At 68.3% G+C, this 21,163-nt stretch carries 22 protein-coding genes; 20 read left to right on the top strand and 2 right to left on the bottom strand.

Annotated features, from left to right (window positions below):
* The first annotated feature begins 49 nt into the window (after nt 1–49).
* The 4 genes from BXA00_RS23495 to BXA00_RS23480 are packed head-to-tail and all read left to right on the top strand — an operon-like array spanning nt 50 to nt 3,691.
* Nucleotides 50–1,000, top strand: a complete 951-nt coding sequence (locus BXA00_RS23495; RefSeq protein ID WP_076520793.1) for a metal ABC transporter solute-binding protein, Zn/Mn family — start codon at nt 50–52, stop codon at nt 998–1,000.
* Complete coding sequence (locus BXA00_RS23490) at nt 997–1,767, top strand: metal ABC transporter ATP-binding protein (RefSeq protein ID WP_076520792.1); 771 nt, start codon at nt 997–999, stop codon at nt 1,765–1,767. Before BXA00_RS23495 ends, BXA00_RS23490 begins: the two co-directional genes overlap by 4 nt.
* The gene (locus tag BXA00_RS23485) at nt 1,764–2,669 is read left to right on the top strand and encodes a metal ABC transporter permease (protein WP_076520791.1); all 906 of its coding nucleotides are present in this window, start codon (nt 1,764–1,766) and stop codon (nt 2,667–2,669) included. The genes BXA00_RS23490 and BXA00_RS23485 overlap by 4 nt, the downstream gene beginning before the upstream one ends.
* Nucleotides 2,666–3,691, top strand: a complete 1,026-nt coding sequence (locus BXA00_RS23480; protein ID WP_076520790.1) for a metal ABC transporter solute-binding protein, Zn/Mn family — start codon at nt 2,666–2,668, stop codon at nt 3,689–3,691. Before BXA00_RS23485 ends, BXA00_RS23480 begins: the two co-directional genes overlap by 4 nt.
* A gap of 24 nt (nt 3,692–3,715) precedes the next feature.
* On the opposite strand, the gene BXA00_RS23475 is transcribed toward BXA00_RS23480, so the two are convergent.
* Entirely contained in the window at nt 3,716–4,654 is a 939-nt protein-coding gene (locus BXA00_RS23475; RefSeq protein ID WP_076520789.1) for a LysR substrate-binding domain-containing protein, read from the bottom strand.
* Between the two features lie 146 nt (nt 4,655–4,800).
* On the opposite strand from BXA00_RS23475, the gene BXA00_RS23470 reads away from it, so the two are divergent.
* From BXA00_RS23470 to BXA00_RS23440, 7 genes are all read left to right on the top strand, one after another.
* Entirely contained in the window at nt 4,801–5,823 is a 1,023-nt protein-coding gene (locus BXA00_RS23470; protein WP_076520788.1) for a tripartite tricarboxylate transporter substrate binding protein, read from the top strand.
* A gap of 6 nt (nt 5,824–5,829) precedes the next feature.
* Nucleotides 5,830–7,353, top strand: coding sequence for a UxaA family hydrolase (locus tag BXA00_RS23465; RefSeq protein WP_076520787.1), 1,524 nt, complete (start codon nt 5,830–5,832; stop codon nt 7,351–7,353).
* Nucleotides 7,354–7,377: 24 nt separating this feature from the next.
* Nucleotides 7,378–8,184, top strand: coding sequence for a 4-hydroxy-2-oxoheptanedioate aldolase (gene hpaI / locus BXA00_RS23460; protein WP_076520786.1), 807 nt, complete (start codon nt 7,378–7,380; stop codon nt 8,182–8,184).
* A gap of 154 nt (nt 8,185–8,338) precedes the next feature.
* Nucleotides 8,339–8,728 carry a hypothetical protein gene (locus BXA00_RS23455; RefSeq protein ID WP_172805885.1) on the top strand — a complete coding sequence of 130 codons (390 nt, stop codon included), beginning with the start codon at nt 8,339–8,341 and terminating at the stop codon, nt 8,726–8,728.
* 8 nt (nt 8,729–8,736) lie between these two features.
* A complete protein-coding gene (locus tag BXA00_RS23450) occupies nt 8,737–8,958 on the top strand; it encodes a hypothetical protein (RefSeq protein WP_076520784.1) in 222 nt (73 codons plus the stop codon).
* Nucleotides 8,959–9,141: 183 nt separating this feature from the next.
* Nucleotides 9,142–10,605, top strand: coding sequence for a hypothetical protein (locus BXA00_RS23445; RefSeq protein WP_076520783.1), 1,464 nt, complete (start codon nt 9,142–9,144; stop codon nt 10,603–10,605).
* 113 nt (nt 10,606–10,718) lie between these two features.
* The gene (locus BXA00_RS23440; protein ID WP_076520782.1) at nt 10,719–11,372 is read left to right on the top strand and encodes a ProQ/FinO family protein; all 654 of its coding nucleotides are present in this window, start codon (nt 10,719–10,721) and stop codon (nt 11,370–11,372) included.
* 97 nt (nt 11,373–11,469) lie between these two features.
* Here the strand turns inward: BXA00_RS23440 and BXA00_RS23435 are convergent, their stop codons facing one another.
* The gene (locus BXA00_RS23435; RefSeq protein WP_076520781.1) at nt 11,470–12,066 is read right to left on the bottom strand and encodes a DUF4202 domain-containing protein; all 597 of its coding nucleotides are present in this window, start codon (nt 12,064–12,066) and stop codon (nt 11,470–11,472) included.
* Nucleotides 12,067–12,355: 289 nt separating this feature from the next.
* Between BXA00_RS23435 and BXA00_RS23430 the strand changes: the two genes are divergently transcribed.
* The 9 genes from BXA00_RS23430 (at nt 12,356) to BXA00_RS23390 (ending at nt 21,162) form a co-directional block, all read left to right on the top strand.
* The gene (locus BXA00_RS23430) at nt 12,356–13,090 is read left to right on the top strand and encodes a FadR/GntR family transcriptional regulator (protein ID WP_076520780.1); all 735 of its coding nucleotides are present in this window, start codon (nt 12,356–12,358) and stop codon (nt 13,088–13,090) included.
* Nucleotides 13,091–13,287: 197 nt separating this feature from the next.
* On the top strand, nt 13,288–14,793 hold the full coding sequence (locus BXA00_RS23425; protein WP_076520779.1) for an ABC transporter substrate-binding protein: 1,506 nt from the start codon (nt 13,288–13,290) through the stop codon (nt 14,791–14,793).
* 104 nt (nt 14,794–14,897) lie between these two features.
* On the top strand, nt 14,898–15,815 hold the full coding sequence (locus BXA00_RS23420; RefSeq protein WP_076520778.1) for an ABC transporter permease: 918 nt from the start codon (nt 14,898–14,900) through the stop codon (nt 15,813–15,815).
* Nucleotides 15,812–16,681 carry an ABC transporter permease gene (locus tag BXA00_RS23415; protein ID WP_076520777.1) on the top strand — a complete coding sequence of 290 codons (870 nt, stop codon included), beginning with the start codon at nt 15,812–15,814 and terminating at the stop codon, nt 16,679–16,681. The genes BXA00_RS23420 and BXA00_RS23415 overlap by 4 nt, the downstream gene beginning before the upstream one ends.
* Before the next feature lie 4 nt (nt 16,682–16,685).
* Entirely contained in the window at nt 16,686–17,684 is a 999-nt protein-coding gene (locus BXA00_RS23410) for an ABC transporter ATP-binding protein (protein WP_076520776.1), read from the top strand.
* The gene (locus BXA00_RS23405; RefSeq protein ID WP_076520775.1) at nt 17,681–18,493 is read left to right on the top strand and encodes an ATP-binding cassette domain-containing protein; all 813 of its coding nucleotides are present in this window, start codon (nt 17,681–17,683) and stop codon (nt 18,491–18,493) included. The genes BXA00_RS23410 and BXA00_RS23405 overlap by 4 nt, the downstream gene beginning before the upstream one ends.
* Nucleotides 18,490–19,623, top strand: a complete 1,134-nt coding sequence (locus BXA00_RS23400; protein ID WP_076520774.1) for a YncE family protein — start codon at nt 18,490–18,492, stop codon at nt 19,621–19,623. Before BXA00_RS23405 ends, BXA00_RS23400 begins: the two co-directional genes overlap by 4 nt.
* Nucleotides 19,624–19,690: 67 nt before the next feature.
* Nucleotides 19,691–20,686: a DctP family TRAP transporter solute-binding subunit gene (locus tag BXA00_RS23395; protein WP_076520773.1), complete on the top strand. Its 996-nt coding sequence runs from the start codon at nt 19,691–19,693 to the stop codon at nt 20,684–20,686.
* Complete coding sequence (locus tag BXA00_RS23390) at nt 20,686–21,162, top strand: TRAP transporter small permease (RefSeq protein ID WP_076520772.1); 477 nt, start codon at nt 20,686–20,688, stop codon at nt 21,160–21,162. The genes BXA00_RS23395 and BXA00_RS23390 overlap by 1 nt, the downstream gene beginning before the upstream one ends.
* Nucleotide 21,163 lies beyond the last annotated feature (1 nt).

Here is a 21,163-nt window from a genome sequence, read left to right as displayed (position 1 = left end):
TCGCCTTCCGCCCTTCGTCTTTCGTCCTTCGACCCGAGCCCACGGATTTATGTCTGCCTTTTCGTCTTTGTCCCTGATCCTGCGCCGCTGCGCCGCGCCGCTGGCCGCGCTGGCACTGCTGGCCGGCGCGCTGTCCGCGCCCGCCCACGCCGACGAGGCCAAGCGCCTGAAGATCGGCGTGACGCTGCATCCCTATTACAGCTACGTCGCGAACATCGTCGGCGACAAGGCCGACGTGGTGCCGCTGATTCCGGTGGGCTTCAATCCCCACGCCTACGAGCCGCGCGCCGAGGACATCAAGCGCATCGGGACGCTGGACGTGGTGGTGCTCAATGGCATCGGCCACGATGACTTCGCCGACCGCATGATCGCCGCCAGCGAAAAGCCGAAGATCCCGGTGATCGAAGCGAACGCGCAGGTGCCGCTGCTGGCCGCGGTGGGCATGGCCGCGCGGGGCGGCGATTCGGGCAAGGTCGTCAATCCGCACACGTTCCTGTCGATCACCGCCTCGATCGCGCAGATCAACACCATCGCCCGCGAACTGGGCCGCATCGATCCGGCCAATGCGCAGGCCTACACCGCCAATGCGCGCGCCTACGGCCAGCGCCTGCGCAAGCTGCGCGCCGACGCGCTGGGCCAGCTTGCCAAGGCGCCCAACGCGGACCTGCGCGTCGCGACCATCCACGGCGCCTACGATTACCTGCTGCGCGAGTTCGGGCTGGAGGTGACGGCCGTGGTCGAACCGGCGCACGGCATCGAGCCCAGCCCCGCGCAGCTCAAGGGCACCATCGAGCAACTGCGCGCCGCGGACGTCAAGGTGATTTTCTCGGAACTGAACTTCCCCTCCTCGTACGTGGAGACAATCCAGCGCGAGACCGGCGTGAAGCTCTATGCGCTGTCTCACATTTCGTACGGCGAATACAGCCCCGAGCAGTTTGAAAAGGAAATGAAGCAGAACCTGGCCACCGTGGTGCGCGCCATCGAAGAGGCCGGCGCGTGAGCGGCCCCGTTACGGCCCATCCGGCCGGCGCGCTGGGGCCGACGCTGACCTTCGACCGCATCGGCCTCACCCTGGGCCGCACCGACATCCTGAGCGACGTCGGCTTTACCGTGGCGGCGGGCAGCGTGCATGCGCTGGTCGGCCCCAATGGCGGCGGCAAGAGTTCGCTGGTCAAGACGCTGCTGGGCCAGATGCCGCATCGCGGCAAGCTCAGCGTGGCCTGGCCGGGCGAGCGGCCCGGCATCATCGGCTATATCCCGCAGGCGCTGGAGTTCGATCGCGGCCTGCCCATGACGGTCAACGACTTCATGGCCGCGATGTGCCAGCGCAAGCCCGCGTTCCTGGGCCTGTCGCGCGCGCGCGCCGGCGAGATCACCCACGCGCTGGAGCGCGTGGGCATGCAGGACAAGCGCAACCGGCGCATGGGCGCCCTGTCCGGCGGCGAGCGCCAGCGCGTGCTGCTGGCCCAGGGCCTGGTGCCCAGCCCGGCGTTGGTGGTGCTGGACGAACCGATGTCCGCGCTCGACGAAGCCGGCGTGCGCGTGTTCGAGGAACTGCTGGACGGCTGGCGAGCCCAGCGCGTGACCGTGCTGTGGATCGAGCACGACCTGGAGGCGGTCGGCCGGCTGGCCGATCGCGTCACGGGCCTGAACCGCCAGGTGCTCTGCGACGGCCCGCCCGCGCAGGTGCTGACGCCGGACCGCCTGCTGGCCCTCTTCTCCACGCGGCCGCGCGTCGCCAGCCTGACTCAGGAGCGCGCCGCATGAACGCCCTGTTCGACAATCTGCGCCAACTGGTGCAAAGCGCCGCCGAGTCCGGCGTGCTGCCCGGCTCGCTGGCCTACGGCTTCGTGGTCAATGCCCTGCTGGCCGGCCTGATCATCGGGCCGGTGCTGGGCGGCCTGGGCACGCTGGTGGTGGTCAAGCGCTTTGCCTTCTTTTCGGAGGCCGTGGGCCATGCCGCGCTGACCGGCGTGGCGATCGGCATCCTGCTGGGCGAGCCCTATACCGGCCCCTACGGCAGCCTGTTCAGCTATTGCCTCATCTTCGGCATCCTGCTCAATTTCCTGAGCAACCGCACGCGCCTCACGCCCGACACGCTGATCGGCGTGTTCCTGTCGGTATCGCTGGCCCTGGGCGCGAGCCTGCTGCTGGTGCTGTCCGGCCGCATCAACATCCACATCCTGGAGAACGTGCTGTTCGGGTCGGTGTTGACGGTCAACAGCAACGATCTCTCGGTCCTGACGTGCGTGGCGCTGCTGGCGCTGGCGCTGGCCCTGCCGAACTACAACCGCCTGATGCTGGCCAGCTTCAATCCGCAGCTGGCCGCCGTGCGGGGCGTGCCCGTCAAGGCGATGGACTACCTGTTCGTGATCCTGGTGACCCTGGTCACCGTGGCCTCGGTCAAGGTGATCGGCGCCATCCTGGTCGGCGCGCTGCTGGTGATTCCGGCGGCGGCGGCCCGGATGCTGGCGCAGTCGCTCAAGGGCTTTTTCGCGATGTCGGTGCTGTTCGCGATGATCAGCACGCTGGCCGGCATCATGTTGCCCATCGAGCTGGAACTGCCGGTGCCCTCGGGCGCGGCCATCATCCTGGTCGCGGGAATTTTGTTTGCCATCTCGGCCCTGGCGCGCAGCCTGGTGCCGGGACTGAAAGGAAATGCAGCATGAGTGTGAAGTCGGGATACGTAACCTTGCGCCGCGCCGCCCTGGCGCTGGCGATCGCCTCCACCCTGGGCGCCGCCCTCACGGCCCACGCGCAGGAAGCCGCCACGACCGGCCGTGCGGCGCGCGCGGGACAGGCACAGGCGCCGGCAGCCGGGCCCGCCGCAGCGGCCACGCCCGCGGGCGCCACCGTGCTGGCCGCGCACCCGGTGGTGTTTGCCCTGACCAGCAACCTCGCCCGCGACACCCACATCCGCGTCGAGCGGGCTGCCCCCGCCAATCTGCCGCCCACGCGCCTGTCGTCCTATTTCAGCGGGCGCGGCGGCGCCGCGCTGCATAAGGCGGCTGCCTCGGCGGACGCGGCGGTGGGCCTGCGCTCGATCTGGCCCGACGATCCGCTCTACCCGAATGCCCGCCGCGCCAACATCCGCATCATCGAGATCGACGCCGCGCGCCCGCTGGATGGCGCCCTCAACGGCATCGCCCTGCAGCGCGATGCGCGGCCCGGCGGCCAGTTCAGCGCCTATCCCTGGCTGAGCATCGTGAACCTCGGACGCATGGCCGACATCGTCGCCGCCGACCTGGAACGCCTGTCGCCCGCCGACGAAAAGCGCATCGCCGACAATCTGGCCCAGATCAAGCGCACGCTCGTCGAACTGAACGCCAAAAGCCAGGCCGGGCTTGCCCAGGCCGAAAACGTGGCGGTGATCAGCCTGTCCGAGCGCCTGCCCTACCTGATCGCGGAATTCAACCTGGACCTCATCGACACCGACGCCCGCGACGACAGGGACTGGACGCCGCAAGCGCTGGCGGACCTGACCGCCAAGCTCAAGGACAATGGCGCCGCCGCCGCGCTGCTGCATCGCGAGCCCACGCCGGAACTGCGGCAGGCGATCGAGGCTGGCGGCGCGCAGGCGGTGGTCCTGGCCACCGAGGGCGCCGATCCCATCGCCGACCTGCAGGGCAACGCGCAGCGCCTGCTGCAGGCCCTGGCCCTGGCCCCGGCCGCCGCCACGGCGTCCAAGTGACGCCATGCGCGGACGCGCGCCGGGCTATCCGGCGCCGTCCGCCGCGGCTTGCCTCAGGCATTCGATCAACTGCGCGCTGCCCGCCGGCAAGCCGGCCTCGCGCAGCGTGATGATCCCCACGGGCGGAAGCCCCAACGTCAACGGCACATCCAGAATCCGGCACAGCCCCTGGCTTTCAAAGCTGCGCGCGGCAGACCGGGCCAGAAACCCGACCGCGTTGCGCTCGCGCACGAAAGTCAGCGTGGCCAGATAGGACGAGGTCTCCATCAGGTCGGGCGACGGCTCCAGGCCATGGCGGTGGAACTGCTGCTCCAGCTTCACCCGCAACGACGCCCAGGGCGGCGGCATCACGCAGGGCATTGCCGCCAAGTCCGCCCATGCCGGCGCGGCCGCGCCCGCCAGCTTGCTGCCCGGCGCGGCGACAACCACCATCGGTTCCTCGAACAAGGCCTCGGTCTGGAGGTCTGGCGCCGCGTAGCCTGGCTCCAGCCGGCCGACGAACAGGTCCAGCTCGCCGAGCCGCAGCTTGGGCAGCAGGTGGGTGAGGTCGCCCTCCTCGATCTGCACGGTCGCGCGCGCCGATCGCGCCTTCAGGGCCTGCACCGCGCGCGCCAGCAGCACCGGCAGCGCGACCGCCATCGCCCCCACCCGCGTCTTGCCGGCGGCGCCGCTGGCCGCCGCATCGATCTCATCGCGGGTACGCGCATACTGCGCCAGCACGCCGCGCGCAAAGCGCACCACCGCGGCGCCCGCTTCCGTCGGTTCCGTGCCGCGCACGGACCGCTCGAACAGCGAAAGGCCCAGCATGGACTCGACCTCGGACAGCATGCGCGAGACGGCCGGCTGGCTGACGGCCATGAACTCGGCCGTCCTGCCCAGGTGCCGGAATTCGTCCAGCGCCACGACCAGCTGCAGATGCCGCAATTTGAGGTTCGAGCGAAACACACGGTCCAGGTGCGCCATGCAGGCTCCCGATACATATCATTAGGGTTATCAAGCGATGAGCCAATTCTATTGGATTGTTATGTTTAAGCTCACGAGAATAGGTTCAGGCCGCCCCTGAAAGCCTGGCCGGCGCGCCCCATAACAACGACACCCGGAGACAAACCATGAGGCACATCCCCACCCCTGACCTGCGCAGGCGCAGGCTTCTGGCCAGCGCGGCATGCCTGGGCGCGGCGGCCGGCACCGGCGCCGTCGGCCTGCTGACGCCCTTGGCGGCCCGCGCCGCCGGCTATCCGCAGCGGCCCATCACCTTCATCTGTCCCTGGCCGGTCGGCGGCACGGCCGACCAGTCCATGCGCGCCCTGTGCCAGGTGGCGTCCGGCGTCCTGGGCCAATCCATCGTGGTCGAGAACCGCGCCGGCGCCTCGGGCATGATCGGCACCAAGTCGCTGTCGCAGGCCCAGCCCGACGGCTACACCATCGGCCAGATTCCCATTTCGGTGACGCGCTTTTCCCAGTTGGGCATGCTGCAGCTCGATCCTCGCACCGAGCTCACCTATCTGGCCCGCACGTCCGGCCAGACCTTCGGCATCGCCGTGCTGGCCAGCTCGCCATTCAAGACGCTGAAAGACGTGGTCGCGCATGCCAAGGCCAATCCGGGCAAGCTGACCTACGGACACGCCGGCATTGGCGGCGCGACCCATGTCGGCATGGAGGAATTCGCCATGGCGGCGGGCGTGCGCTTTAACGCGATTGCCTACAAGGGCGGCGCGGCGGCGCTGCAGGATGTGCTGGGCGGCCAGATCGATCTGCTGGCCGATTCCAGTTCGTGGGCGCCCCATGTGGAATCCGGAAAGCTGCGCCTGCTGGCGACCTGGGGCGAGTCGCGCACGGCGCGCTTTCCGGACGCGCCCACCCTCAAGGAATTGGGCTACGGCGTGGTGGTTGAGGCGCCGAACGGCATCGGCGCGCCCAAGGGCCTGGATCCCGCAGTCGAGCAAAAGCTGCGCGACGCGTTCCGCACCGCGGTCAAGAGCGACGCCTTCAAGCAGGTGGCCGACCGGATCGATGCGCCGGTGATGTACCTGGACGGTCCCGACTACCAGGCCTACATCGCCGCCGTCTACCAGCAGGAGACCGCGCTGATCGCGCGCCTCAAACTGAAAGAAATGCTGCAAAAAGGCTGATCCACGGTGAATTCCAACCCTTTGATCCGGCTGCACGCCAACGACAATGTCCTGGTCGCCAGGCAGGCCCTGGCGCTGGGCATGCACATCCCGGCGCTGGGGCTGCGCGTGCGGGCGCAGGTGCCGGGCGCGCACAAGATCGCCGCCTGCCGCATCCCGGCCGGCACCCCGGTGCGCAAGTACGACGCCATCATCGGCGTGGCGGCCCGCGATATCGAAGCCGGCGACCACGTGCATGCGCACAACCTTGCGCTGGCGGACTTCGAGCGCGACCCGGCGTTCTGCCGCGACGCGCGGCCAGTCGCCCTGTTGCCCGAAGCCGAGCGTGCCACGTTCCAGGGCTTTGTGCGGGCCGACGGGCGGGTGGGAACGCGCAATTTCATCGGCATCCTGGCCTCGGTCAACTGTTCAGCGACGGTGATCCACCATATCGCGCAGCACTTCACGCCCGAACGCCTGGCTGCCTTTCCCAACGTGGACGGGGTGGCGGCGTTCGCCCAGACGAGCGGCTGCGGCATGTCTTCGCCCAGCGAGCATTTCGACGTGCTGCGGCGCACGCTGGCGGGCTATGCGCGCCATCCCAACCTGGCGGCCGTGCTGATCGTGGGACTGGGCTGCGAGCGCAACCAGGTCGCTTCACTGATCGAATCGCAGCACCTGGCGGACGACGCGCGCGTGCGCACGCTGGTGATGCAGGAGACGGGCGGCACGCGCGCCACGATCGAGGCCGGCATCCGCGCCATCGAGGCGCTGCTGCCGCAGGCCAATGCGGCGCGGCGCAGCTCCGTGCCGGCGAGCCATCTGAAGATCGGCCTGGAGTGCGGCGGCTCCGATGGGTATTCCGCCATTACGGCCAATCCCGCGCTGGGCGCCGCCATGGATATCCTGGTGCGCCACGGCGGCACGGCGATCCTGTCGGAAACGCCGGAAATCCACGGCGTGGAATACATGCTGACCCGCCGCGCCGTCACGCCGGAAGTCGGCCAGAAGCTGCTGGACCGGCTGGCCTGGTGGGAGACCTACACCGCGGGCCAGAACGCGCAGTTCAACGGCGTCGTCGGCCACGGCAACCAGCAAGGCGGCCTGGCAAACATCTTCGAAAAATCGCTGGGGTCGGCCATGAAAGGCGGCACCACGCCGCTGCAGGCCGTGTACGAATACGCCGAACCGATCGACCGCGCCGGCCTGGTCTTCATGGATTCGCCGGGCTATGACCCGGTGGCCGTGACCGGCCAGATCGCCAGCGGCGCCAACCTGATCTGCTTTACCACGGGCCGCGGGTCGATGTTCGGCTCCAAACCCGCGCCCACGCTCAAGCTGGCCAGCAACAGCGCGATGTACGCGCGGCTGCACGAGGACATGGACATCAATTGCGGCGCCGTGCTCGATGGCGAACTGGACATCGGGCAGATGGGGCAGCGCATCTTTGAACACATCCTGCGCGCCGCCTCGGGCGCGCCCACCAAAAGCGAAGCGCTAGGCCTGGGCAACCACGAGTTCGTGCCCTGGCACCTGGGCATCGTCAGTTGACCCTTTCATCAGGAACCTTCCCGCATGCCGGCAAACAATTCCTTCAAGGCGGCCCTGGCGGCTGGCCAACCCCAGGTGGGCCTATGGCTCTCCATGGCCGATCCCTATCTGGCCGAGGTCTCCGCGACCGCGGGCTTTGACTGGCTGCTCATCGACGGCGAACACGCGCCCAATGACCTGCGCGGCACGCTCGCCGCCTTGCAGGCGGTGGCGCCCTACCGCTCGCAGCCCGTGGTGCGCGTGGTCAGCGGCGAAACGGCCCTCATCAAGCAGATGCTGGACATCGGCGCGAAGAACCTGCTGGTGCCGATGGTGGACACGGCCGAGCAGGCGCGCACGCTGGTCGCCGCCACGCGCTACCCGCCGCACGGCGTGCGCGGCGTCGGCAGCGCGGTGGGCCGCGCGTCGCGCTGGAGCGCCCGCGCGGACTACCTGGAGGTCGCCGATGACGAGGTCTGCCTGCTGGTGCAGGCGGAATCCGTGCAGGCCCTGGCCAACCTGGAGGCGATCTGCGACGTGCCGGGCGTCGATGGCGTGTTCATCGGCCCCGCCGACCTGGCGGCCTCGATGGGGTACCGGGGCCGGCCGGGCCATCCCGAGGTACAGGCGGCCATCGAACGCGCCATGCGGGTCATCATCGCCCGCGGCAAGGCGGCCGGCACGCTGACGTCCGACCCCGCGCTCGCGCGCCGCTACCTGGAGCTGGGATGCGCATTCGTGGCGGTGGGCGTGGACGTGCTGCTCTACGCAAACAGCGCGCGCCGGCTGGCGGCCAGCTTCCTGTCGTCCGGCCCCGGCGACCCCGCGCCGGCTGCGTCCGCCGCGTACTGAGGCTCACGGGCGGCCTGCAATCCGGTCTTGCACGCCCAGGCATTCAGGCATAAATTGATCAGTACCGCTTTTCGATCGGCCATCAAGATTCGTCCGCCCGGATCGCGCGCGAAGGTTGTTTTTCTATCTTTTGTTCCGCCAAAGGAGCGATGCGATGCGAGTAAAACACCTGCTTGGCCCTGCGACCCTAGCCGTCTCGATGCTCTTCGGGTCGGCTGTCACGGCCGCCCCCTCCGAACCCGCCCCGATCGTCACCGGCAAGCATTGGACCGAATCGGACGCCAACCTCAAAAAGGCCTATTTGCTGGGCATGGCGAACGTCCTCGAAGTTGAACGGGCCTATCAGCAGCGCCGGGCCGTGCCGGACTCCCAGACCCTGGTGCCGAAGTTCTCCATGGGGCTTCAGAACCAGACGCTGGACTCGGTGCGCGACACGCTGGACCGCTGGTACGCGGCCAATCCGGGCCAATTGGATCGTCCCGTCGTGGAGACCATCTGGTTCGAGATCGTCATGCCCGCCACGAAGACGAAACGCACCCCCTAGGAGCCGCCATGAAAACGATTCGTACGATAGGCGTGGCCATCGCGATGGCATCGCTGGCCGCCTGCACCAACATGACCAAGGAACAGCAAGGCACCGTCACGGGCGGCCTGATGGGCGCCGCGGCGGGCGCCGGCATTGCCGCCATCGCGGGCGGCAGCGCATGGACTGGCGCCGCGATCGGCGGCGCTGCCGGGGGTATCGCGGGCAACATCCGCGGCGCCAATCAGTAAAGACCCCGCCGCGCTTCCTTCCCCCAACAACGCGCCGGCTCGCGCACAAGCGCCAGCCGGCGTTTTTTTTGTCCGACTCGTGCGTGCGCCCCACGCATCCCGCCTGTCCGCCTGCCCGCGCTCGGCGTAGACTGCTACGCTTTGCGCCGCCAACCCACCCAACGCGATGCAGGCGTCACTTCCATGATGGTTCTACTGTGGTCCCTTCCCGCGCTGACCGTGATCGCGGCGATCGCCAGCGGGCGCGTCAACACGACCATCGCGGCGGTGCTGGGCCTGTTGGCGACCCTGCCCGTGGCGCTGTTCGCCGCGCCCGCGCCGTTCGACCTGCCCCAGCTCGCCCAGGCGTTGAAACGCGGGCTCTGGATCGGGTGGATCATTACCCCCTACATTTTTGGCGGCCTGTTGTTCTGGCAGATGGCGGCGCAAGGACGTGCGCCGGAAGGCGCGCCGGACAAGGCGGCGCGGCCCGATCCGATCGCGCGCCGCAGGCTGCTGTTCTTTGCCTGTTTCCTGGTCGGGCCGTTCGCCGAGTCCGCGACCGGCTTTGGCGTGGGCATGCTGGGCACCGTCATGCTGATCCGCCCGCTCGACCTGAAGCCGCGCGACACCATGGTGTTCGCGCTGCTCAGCCAGACCCTGATCCCTTGGGGCGCAATGGGCAGCGGCACGCTGCTCGCATCGGCTTATGCGCGCGTTCCGCCGACGCAGCTCGCGCTCTACAGCATGGCGCCCGTAGCGCTGCTGATGCTGGTCTGGATGGCGCTTTACTGGCGCACCGCCCAGCGCGCGGGAATGCATGCGCCTGCCTCGGAGCTGGGGCGTGAAGCCGGCTGGATGGCCGCGAGCCTGGCCGCGCTGGCCGCCGCGACGGCATTGCTGGGACCGGAGACGGCGCTGCTGGCGGCATACGGCCCGCTGATCGTGCTGCGCTTTCTGGCCGACCGCAAGCCCGACTTCACGCAGGCGCTGGCCGCGGCGCGCCGCGCCCTGCCTTACATCGTCCTCATTGCCTGGCTGGTGGCCACGCGCCTGGTGACGACGCTCAATCGCGGCCTTGCCGGCCTGGCCGACCTGCGCCCGTATGCGGACCTGCCCGCCTGGATGCCCTTCCTGCATGCCGGCAGTTGGCTGATCGCCGGCGCGCTGGCCATGGCGGCATGGCAATCCGGCCGCGGCGCGCTCGCGGCGCAGGCGCGCGCCGCCTGGATGACGGGGCGCCATGCGGTGCTGTCGGTCTTTCTGTTCGCCATGATGGCCGAGGCGCTGGCGGGCGCCGGCATCTCGCAGGCTTATGCCAACGGCCTATTTTCCAGCCTGCGCGACTGGACTATCCTGATCACGCCGCTCCTGGCCGGCGCCTTCGGCATCCTGGCCAACAGCGGCAATGCGCCGAACAGCCTGTTCATGCCGTCCCAGCTATCATTAGCGCTTCAGGCCGGCCTGAGCGTGCCTGCAGCGGCCGCGCTGCTGCATGTATCGGGCACGTCCATGGGGATTTTTTCGCCGGTCCGGATGTCGATAGCGGCCGGTCTGGCCCATGGCCGGGGGCAGGAACGCGGCGTGTATGTTCTACTACTGCCGTTTGCCCTGGCCGCGTTCGGCATTTTGCTGTCGCTGGCGCTGCTCGTGGTCGTTGCCGGGTAGCGGTTTTCCTGGGCGGAAATCCAGCGCCGTACCGGCATTAACGGTGCTGGAAGGCCGACAACTGGCGGCGTAGCGGACACGCTCGCGGCTTCAACCTTTTTTTTGTGTAGCACATGGGACTAGAACAGTTAGCCGCCATCCGGGAATTGCTCATCAAGCAGTCGCCTGACAAGGCGGGCTCCAAGAAAGAATCGCGTCCGCAAGACGCAGACAAGCCGCGCCGCCCGCAGGGCGCCGCCAAGGGTCCGCGTCCGCAAAAGGGCGACAAGAGCCAGCGCGCGCAAAGCGGCGACAAGGGCCAGCGCGCCCCGCGCCCCGAAAAGCGCGACACGCCGGTCGACCCCGTCGTCGTCGCCATCTCGCGCCTGCAGCGCCACTTTCCCAAGGCCTTCCCCAAGAATCCCGCGCCCAAGCTTCCGCTCAAGCTCGGCGTGCTGGCGGACCTGGTGCAACACGCCGAACAATTGCAGCTCGACGAGGCGCAGATCAAGGAAGCGGTCAAGACCTGGTGCGATGGCCGCCGCTACTGGACCAGCATGGTCGAGAACGCGCCGCGCGTCGATCTGAACGGCGAACCCGCCGGCGCCGTGACGGCCAACGAGGCCCGTCACGCCAAGCGCATGGCCTCGCGCAATGCGTCGCGCAACGCCGCGCGCGTGCGCGCCGAAAAGAAGGCCCAGGCGGCTGCGGCCGAAGCGCCGGCATCCACCGGCGAGGCGCCAGCCACCGCCGCGCCCGCCGACACGGCGCCTGAAGCGTCCGACTGAAGCGTCCGGATAAGCCGTTCCAACGGCAAGACAGGCCTGCGGCAGGCCGGGAATCGCATCCCGGCCTGCCGCAGGCCTGTTTGCGTCGGTGCGGCGTCTAGCGCCCGGCTTCGACCGCGGCGATCGCCTGCTTGAGGTATCCCATCCCCACCGTCGAAAACGGCAGCGTCAGCGCCTGCTGGTGGCCCGCGGCATCCATCTTCAACAATGATTTGCGCAGGATCTCGACGATCTTGTCCTTGTGGGCCGGATGGAAGGCCTCGTACTGATACTGCAGGAACACGAGGCACAGCGCGTTTTCCATCACCTGCACGTCCGGATCCTGCTTGATCCCCTGCTTCATCAGGATCGCCGTCACGCGCTCGCAGTCCTCGGGCGCGTAGCCGGTCTCTTTCATGATGGCCTGCGCAATGTGCGCGTGATGCCGCGCCAGCGCCTTGCGCCACGTCAGATAGCCCACGCGGCCTTCGGGATAGCTGTCCCGCGCGATCTCCCAGCGGCCGATGTGCTGGCAGCGCGACGCCAGGATCAACGCTTCGGAAGCCTGCGGCGCCAGCTTCATCACCCATTCGTGCAGCTTCTGCGCAAGAAACAGCTCCTGCGGACAGGCGTGGCCTTCCCATTCGAATGCATTGGGATCGGCGGCGTTGTAGTCGTCAAAGCGGCGCAGGGTCTGTTGCAGGCGGTCTGTCATGCGTGGGGCTTCCAATGGGACGGCGAAATACCGCCGTTCGCGGGTTCTGTGATTAGAGGGAATTCATCATACCGGGGCCGATCCGGCGCTAGTGGTTTTCCCTGAAAACCGCCGAAAAGCGCATTTGCCCGGTTCCCAACGCGGTTCTCGTCCGGTACATTTCGTCCAGTGGCCTGACCACTGGACCATCAGGCACCCAGACACCTTGCCGCTCCTGCAATGCCGTGCGAGACACCGAGGCCCGGAACCCATTACGCTCTACACCCCAGTTCAACCGCATCCAAAGACAATGACATCTCTGCAGGCCGTCGCCTCCACCCGCCTTTACCGCATGATTGCCGACCAGATCGCCGCGCGCATCAAGGCGGGCGACTTCCCCGCGGGCGGCCGGTTGCCGGCCGAGCGTGAACTGGCCGAGCAACTCCAGGTAAGCCGCGCGTCCGTGCGCGAAGCGCTGATTGCGCTTGAGATCCAAGGCTATGTCGAGGTGCGCGTGGGTACGGGCGTGTTCGTCTGCCCGGCGCGCGAAGACGGCCAATACCGCGAAACCCGCGAGGCGCAGCCTGAGGCCAATGGCGTCGAAGCCACCGACATCGGCCCCTTCGACCTGCTTGAGACGCGCCTGTTGATCGAACCCGAATGCGCCGCGCTGGCCGCGCAGAAGGCTTCGCCCGCCCAGATTGCCGCGATCCGCGCCGCGCATGAAGGCATGTCGCTGACCGAATCGCCCAGCATCCACGACCGCGCCTTCCACGGCGCGATCGCGGCGGCCTGCGGCAACGCCGCGCTGGCGGCCGCCATTTCGCATATCTGGCACCTCAGCACGCTGAGCCCGGTATTCCATCGCCTGGAAGAACACTTCGTGACCACCAAGGTGTGGATCGAAGCCCAGAAGGAACATGAACGCATTCTCGCGGCCATCGTCGACCGTGATCCCATCCGCGCGCGTCACGCCATGCATGACCATCTGGTCGGCATCCTGGCGCGCTTGCGGGAAGACTTCGGCAGCGTCGGAATGCGATGACCTGACGCCCCGCTAACCCTGTGCAGCCTAGCGCGCGAACGCGCCGGCGACCTCCCCACCGACCGTGCATGCACCGCCGGCGCCTGATGGCGCCGCCCGCGGCCAGGGGAGCGGCTTGCCTGTCGATTTGCAGCACCCGCAGTCCTCGCAGTCCCAGAAGTCCCAGACACATACTTAAAACATATCAAGGTGAAAACATGCAGCTGACCCGTACCGTGAAGCTCGTAAGCGCGGCGCTATTGGCGCTAGGCGCCCATGCCGCCCAGGCCAACAAGGCTGACAACTCCCTCAATATCGCCTTTGACGCGGCGCCCGCCACGTTGGACGCGTACAAGGAATCGGACCGTCCCGGCCTGGCGCTCGCGCGCATGGTCTTCTCGGGGCTGCTGCAGAAAAACCAGGACACGGGCGAATTCGGGCCGGCCATCGCGACCGGCTACAAGTTCATCGACGACACGACCATCGAACTGCCGATCCGCAAGGACGTGAAGTTCCACGACGGATCGCTCCTGACCATCGACGACGTGCTGTACACGCTGAACCTGGTGTCCTCGGAAGGCTACAAGGCGCGCTTCCAGAACCAGGTCGCGTGGATCGCCAAGGCCGAAAAGGCGTCGGACGACACGGTACGCATCAAGATGAAGACGCCCTACCCGCTGGCGCTGGAAATGCTGTCGGAGAACCTGCCGATCTACCCGCGCAAGTACTACGAGGCCAACCAGTCCGACATGGGCGCCAAGCCCATCGGCACCGGTCCCTACCGCCTGGTGGAAAGCCAGCCCGGCAGCCGCTACGTCTACGAGCGCTACGAGGATTACTTCGGCCCCAAGCCCGCCGTGAAGACGCTGGTCGTGCGGGTGCTGCCGGACGCGAACACGCAATACGCCGAGCTGCTGTCGGGCGGCCTGGACTGGATCTGGCGCGTACCGCCGGACGTGGCCAAGCGCATGGAAAAGACGCCGTCCGTCACGGTCAAGAGCAGCAGCATCATGCGAATCAGCTACATCTCGCTGAATCCGCGTTTTGACGACGGCAAGTCGCCGCTGGCCAAGCAGGAAGTCCGCCAGGCGATCAACTACGCGATCGACCGCGAAGCGATCCGCAAGGCGCTGGTCGGGGGCGCATCCAAGGTCATCAACGCCGCCTGCAATCCGGCCCAATTCGGCTGCACGAGCGACGTCCAGGCCTACAAGTTCGATCCCGCCCGCGCCAAACAATTGCTGGCGCAGGCCGGCTATCCCAACGGCGTCACGCTGGACCTGGTGATCTCCGCCCCGCCGCGCGCCATTCTGGACGCCGCCGCCGCGCAGATGGCCAAGGCCGGCATCAAGCTCAACCTGGTCGAGCAGCAATACGGCACCGCCATGACCAACTGGCGCGACGGCAAGATCGCCATGCTGTCGTCCAACTGGGGCTCTTACGGCATCGCCGACGCCGCGCTGTCCACCAGCAACTTCTTCCGCGGCGGTCCGGACGACCAGGCCAGGAACCCCGAGGTCATCAAGCACCTGCAAACCGCGGACACCACCGTGGACCGCGACGTGCGCGCGAAGAACTACGCGGCGGCCCTGAAGATCGTGGCCGAACAGGCCTACTGGGTACCGCTGTGGAACCACTCGCTCAACGCCGTGCAGGCCAAGGACCTGAACTTCTCGGTCGACGGCGACGAGTTCCCGCGCTTCTACAAGGCCGCCTGGAACTGATACGGCCTGCCGGCCGCGCTGGCGCGCATACCCCTTCCGATCCGGACGTTCCGTGCGTCCGGGCGGAGCGCTGCGCGCCCGCGCCAGAGGACAAAGGTTGACCCATGATTGCATTCCTGTTCCGCCGCTTGTTCGTCGCCGCCCTGTTGGTGGTGTTCGTGTCGCTGATCAGCTTTTCGCTGGTGTTCGCGTCCGGCAACCCCGCCGCGCGCCTGGCCGGCGAAGGCAGCGCGGCCGACGCCGCCCGCCTGTCGCAGCTGCACGGCTTTGACGATCCCATCCTGACGCAGTACGGACGCTGGCTGGCCGGCGTCGTGCGCGGCGACTTCGGCGACAGCCTGTATTTCAGCCGGCCCGTTGCCGAGCTGCTGGCGCAGCATTTCCCGGCGACCGCCAAGCTGGGCCTGGCCGCAATGGCGTTCGCGCTATTGCTGGCGATTCCGCTGGGCGTGCTGGCGGGGCTGCGCAAGGGGTCGCTGATCGACCGGGCCACGATGATGCTGTCCGCCTGCGCGCAGGCGATGCCGCCCTTCTGCCTGGCGTTTCTGCTGATCATCGTCTTCAGTGTGCGCAACCAATGGCTGCCGGCGTCCGGCTTCGACACCTGGAAGCATTACGTGATGCCGGTCGTGGCGCTGGGCCTGTTCGCCATGCCGGCGATGCTGCGGCTGATGAAGTCCGAGATGGAGTCGGTGCTGGCCACCGACTACATCCGCACCGCGCGCGCCATGGGCCTGGGCGGCGCAAGCGTGGTGGGCAAGTACGCCCTGCGCAATGCGCTGCGCCCGCTGGTGTCGCTGGCGGCCGCGCAGATGGGCACGCTGCTGGCCGGCTCCGTGGTGATCGAAACCGTCTTCGCCATCAATGGCGCCGGCCTGCTGGCCTGGACGTCCATCCTGCGCGGCGACTTCCCCACGATGCAGGCGCTGATCCTGATCTTTGCGCTGATCTACATCGTCCTGACCCTGGCGGCCGACCTCATCAACGGTTGGCTGGACCCCCGAGTGCGAGTCGCGTCATGAGCAATACCCTTGCCTCCCCCCTGCCCGCCGCCCCGCGCGGCGCGCGCCTGGCCCGCTTCGGCCGCAACGCGGGCCTGGCTGCGCTGGCGCTGCTGGTGCTGGCCGGCCTGATCGGCCCCTACTTGATTCCGCACGACCCGTACTCGCAGGACCTGCTGGCGCGCTTGCAGGAGCCGGTCTGGGCCGAAGGCGGCGACTGGAACCACATCCTGGGCACCGACCAGCTCGGCCGCGACGTGCTGGCGCGCGCCCTGTACGGCGTGCGCGTGTCGGCGCTGATCGGCTTGTCGGTCGCGCTGATGGGCGGCCTGATCGGCACCACGCTGGGCGTCATGGCCGGCTACTTCGGCGGCGCGGTGGACCGCGTCGTCTCGTTCCTGATCACGGCGCGCCTGGCGCTGCCCATCATCCTGGTGGCGCTGGCCGTGGTGTCGGTGGTGGGCGCCTCGCTCACGGTGGTCGTGCTGGTGCTGGGCCTGCTGCTGTGGGAACGCTACGCCCTGGTCGCGCGCACCATGGCGGCCGGACTGCGCAATGCCGAGTTCGTCACCGCCTCGCGCCTGTTGGGGTGCACGCACCTGCAGATCATCTGGCGCGACATCCTGCCCAATCTGGTCGGCAACCTGCTCATCATCGGCACGGTGGACGCCGCGATGGCGATCACGCTGGAAGCCTCGCTGTCGTTCCTGGGCCTGGGCGTACCGGCGCCGATGCCTTCGCTGGGACTGATGATCGCCGAGGGCAAGGAAAACATGCTGTTCCAGCCATCGCTGGTGGTGATTCCCAGCGTTGTGCTGTTCCTGCTGGTGCTGTGCGTGAACCGCGCCGGCGAAAGCCTGCGCGCCATCCAACTGAAGAAGGGGTGACCCGATGACCGCCACCCACGCTCCGCTGCTGCGGGTCCAGGACCTGCACATCGACATCCACGCCCCCACGCACACCAAGCACGTGGTGCGCGCCGTGGACTTCACCCTGGAACGCGGCAAGACGCTGTGCATCGTGGGCGAATCCGGCTGCGGCAAGTCGTTGACCGCGCTGGCCCTGCTGGACCTGCTGCCGGCGGCGGCGCGGCGCCGCGTGGCGCGGCTGGAGTTCGCGGGCCAGGACCTGTCGGCGTTGACGCCAGCGGGGCTGGCGCAGCTGCGCGGCGCACGCATCGCCATGATCTTCCAGGACCCCATGACGTCGCTCAATCCGGTGTTCAACATCGGCACCCAGCTCATCGACGTGCTACGCCGCCACAAGCGCGTCAGCCGGCGCGAAGCCGCCGAACGCGCCGAGTATCTGCTGCGCCGCGTCGGGATCGCCAACCCTGGCGAGCGCATGCGCCAGTACCCGTTCGAACTGTCCGGCGGCCTGCGCCAGCGCGTGATGATCGCGATGGCGCTGATGTGCGGCCCGGAACTGCTGATCGCCGACGAACCCACCACGGCGCTGGACGTCACGGTGCAGGCGGAGCTGCTGGACCTGCTGCGCGACATCCAGGCCGAATTCGGCCTGGGCATGGTGTTCATTTCGCACGACATGGGCCTGGTGGCGCGCATCGCCGACCACGTCATCGTGATGTACGCCGGCGACATCGTCGAAGGCGGCACGGTGCGCGAGGTGCTGGAGCGCCCCAGCCATCCGTATACGTCGATGCTGCTCAACTGCATTCCACAGCCCGGGCGCACGACGCCCCGGGCCGACCTGGCCACGATCTCCGGCGCGGTGCCGTCGCTAGACACCCCGATCACCGGCTGCGCCTTCCGGGAACGCTGCCCGGTCGCGGAACCGCGCTGCGCGCAGCCCTTCCCGCAACAGCAGCAGGACGGCCACCGCTGCCTGTGCGTGAAACCCGGCGCCCTGCGCCATGGAGTCCCCGCATGAGCCAGCCCGCCACGCAACACGCCGGCATCAGCCTGAATGGGCTGTCGTTCCAGTACGCCCGCGCCAGCCTGTTCTCGCGCCGTCCGGCGCCCCGGATCCTGCACGATATCGACCTGCACGTGCCTCCCGGCCGCACCGTCGGCCTGGTGGGCGAGTCCGGCAGCGGCAAATCCACCATCGCCAAGCTGATGCTGGGGCTGCTGGCGCCCACGCAGGGCCAGGCGCTGCTGGACGGCGGGCCGCTGGCCGCGATGCCCGCGCGCACCCGCGCCCGCCGCATCCAGATGGTGTTCCAGGACCCCTATTCGTCGCTGAACCCGCGGCGCACCATCAGCGAGATCCTGACCGCGCCGCTGCGCGTGCACGGCATCGGCGACGCGGCCTCGCGCGCCGCCTCGGTGCGCCGGATGATGGACGCGGTCGGACTGGTGCCGGCCTTTGCCGGCCGCTATCCCCGCGAACTTTCCGGCGGGCAGCGCCAGCGCGTGGCGATCGCCCGCGCCCTGATGCTGGAACCGCAACTGCTGATCTGCGACGAGCCCACCTCGGCCCTGGACGTGTCGGTGCAGGCGCAGATCCTGAACCTGCTCATGGCCCTGCAGCGCGAGCGCGGCCTGGGCTACCTCTTCATCAGCCACAACCTGGCCGTGGTGCAGCACATCGCCGACGACATCGTGGTGTTGCAAGGCGGCCGCGTGGTCGAACGCGGCGACGCCGGCCAGGTCTATTTCGCGCCCCAGCATCCCTACACACGGCAGCTGATCGGGGCCACGCTGGCCGTGCCGCAAGTCCAGGAGCTGGCCGCATGAGCGCGCGCGCCCCGCATTACCTCCTGGTCGGCAACGACGAAAAAGTCACCTGGGACGACGGCCGTATCCGCTACCTGGCGCCCGGCCGAGACACGCTCAGCATCTTCGACGCGAACGCCGACCCCGCGGCGCCGGCCCTCGTCGCGACGCTGGCGCTGCCGAATTCGCTGTTCGGCCCCCCGGTCAACCTGGCGGTGGCGCCGGACCAACGGTTGGCGCTGATCGCCGACTCGATGGAATGGCTGCCCCACGCGGACGGCAACGGCTGGCAGCCCGCGCCCGGCCGCGACGTCCACGTGATCGACCTGGCCGTCACGCCGCCCGCCGTCGTGCAGACCCTGCAGGCGGGCCTGCAGCCCTCCGGGCTGTCGATCAACCGCGCCGGCACGCTGGCGCTGGTGGCCAACAAGGCCGGCCGGTCGGTGTCGGTGCTGCGCCTGGCCGGCGGCCGGGCCGACGTGTGCGGCGAGGTCGACATGGGCACGGCAGTGGTCGCCGTGTCCTTTGCGGCGGACGGCAGGCGCGCCTTCGTGGTCAAGACCGACACGCACCGGCTGGGCGTGCTGCACATCGATGAAAGCGGCCCGACGCCGCGCGTTTCCCACGACCCGTCCGAAGACCTGACCACCGGCCTGGTGCCCTTCAATCTCGTGGTGTCGCCCGACGGCGCGCTGGCCCTGGTGGTCGACATGGGCAGCGCCACCGCCTCCGACGGCCACGCCGATTCGGTCAGCGTGGTCGACCTGTCCAGCACGCCGCCGCGCGTGGTGGACCGCGTGATGGTCGAGGACGGCCCCGAGGGCATCGCCATCAGCCCGGACGGGCGCTACGCGGCGGTCGCCATCGTGCAGGGCTCGAACAATCCATCCAGCGCCTGGTTCCATCATCCGCGCGGGCAGATCGTGTTGCTTCGCATCAAGGGCCTGCGCGTGACGCGCGCCGGCGCCATCGAGGTCGGCGCGCTGCCCGAGGGTGTCGCCTTCAGTCCCGATAGCCGCTTTCTGTACGTCGGGAACTTCCTCGACGCCAGCATGCAGGTCCTGGCCGTGGGAGACAACGGCCTGTCCGACACCGGGACGCGCATCGCGCTACCCGGCCACCCCGCCTCGATGCGGGGGCAATCCTATTGAGCGGGGCCGCACCCCGCCGACCCTCCACCACCATCCTTTTCCGATATTCCGATCCTGGAGCCTTGCCATGACCTTCGCCCACCGAAAACTCGCTTCCCTGCTCGGCGCCGCCTTGTTCGCCGGCGCCGCCCTTGCCCCGCTTTCCGCGCATGCCCTGGACATCAAGCTGGGCCACGTTCTGGCTCCCAGCCATAGCTGGAACAAGGCCGCCGAAGGCTTTGCCGCGGAGGTCAAGGAAAAGACCGACGGCCGCGTCAACTTCGTGCTGTTCCCCAGCGGCCAGCTCGGCAATGAAAAAACCATGCTGGAAGGCCTGCAGATCGGCAGCCAGGGCGCCGCCATCATCGGCTCGGGTTCGCTGCAGCCCATCGAACCCAAGTTCGGCGTGGTCGAGCTGCCCTACACCTGGTCCACGTCCCAGCAGGCCTACAAGGCCTTTGACGGCGAACTGGGGCAGGCGCTGGCCAAGCTGGCCGACAAGAAGAACCTGACCATCATCTCATGGTGGGAAAACGGCTTTCGCCACGTCACGAACAACCGCGGCGCGGTGAGCAAGCCCGCCGATCTGTCCGGCCTGAAGACCCGCGTGACGCCGGACAAGATGCGCCTGGACACCTTCACCGCGCTGGGCGCCAACCCCGCGCCGCTGGCCTTCGGCGAGCTCTACTCCGCCCTGCAGCAGAAGGTGTTCGACGCGCAGGAAAACCCGCTGTCGATCATCTACACCTCGTCCTTCTTCGAAGTGCAGAAGTACCTGTCGCTGACCGGCCACGTCTGGGGCCCCGCCAGCCTGATCATTTCCAAGCCGGTCTGGAACCGGATCTCGGCCGACGACAAGAAGGTCGTGCAGGCCGCCGCCGACAAGTGGCGCGACGCCCAGCGCAAGATGATCAGCGACAGCGACCAGCAGCTCGTCGCCCAGCTCAAGGACAAGGGCATGCAAGTCAATGACGTGGACAAGGCCGCCTTCGCCGCCGCCGTCGAGCCGGTCTGGAAGACCTACTCGGTCACCTACGGCCCCGAACTGATGGCGCTGGTCCAGAAGTACCGCGAGGCCAAGTAATGCTCAACCGACTGTCCGCCATCCTGTCGGGCATCAGCAAGGCCTTCGCCGCCCTGGCGGTGGCCTTGCTGGCGATCCTGATCACCTACGTGGTGTTTTCCCGCTTCGTCACTCACACGACGCCGCACTGGGCCGAGGAGCTGCCGCGCCTGGTGCTGGTGTGGTCCGCCTTCGTCGGCGGGGTCGTGTGCAGCTTCGAGCGTTCGCACCTGATGGCCGGCCTGCTGCCCTTCGTGGTGCGCAATCCGCGGGTGCTCAACGCATTCGAACGCCTGAACCAGGTGCTGATCATCGTGGGGCTGGTGGCGCTGGGCTACGCCGGCTGGCAACTGGCCGAGCTGACGATGGACCAGACCCTGCCCGCGCTCGACGTGTCCGCCGGCGCGGTGTACCTGGCGTTGCCGTTCGCCTGCGCGGTCACCGTCGTGGTGCACCTTGCGCAACTGTTCACTCCCGCTCCCGCCGTAAAGGAATAAC

Origin of the sequence: Achromobacter sp. MFA1 R4 (genome assembly GCF_900156745.1) — a bacterium.
Taxonomy (GTDB): domain Bacteria; phylum Pseudomonadota; class Gammaproteobacteria; order Burkholderiales; family Burkholderiaceae_B; genus Achromobacter.
The sequence above is the reverse complement of the archived record's forward strand: the minus strand, read 5'-3'. Positions and strand labels throughout refer to the sequence as shown.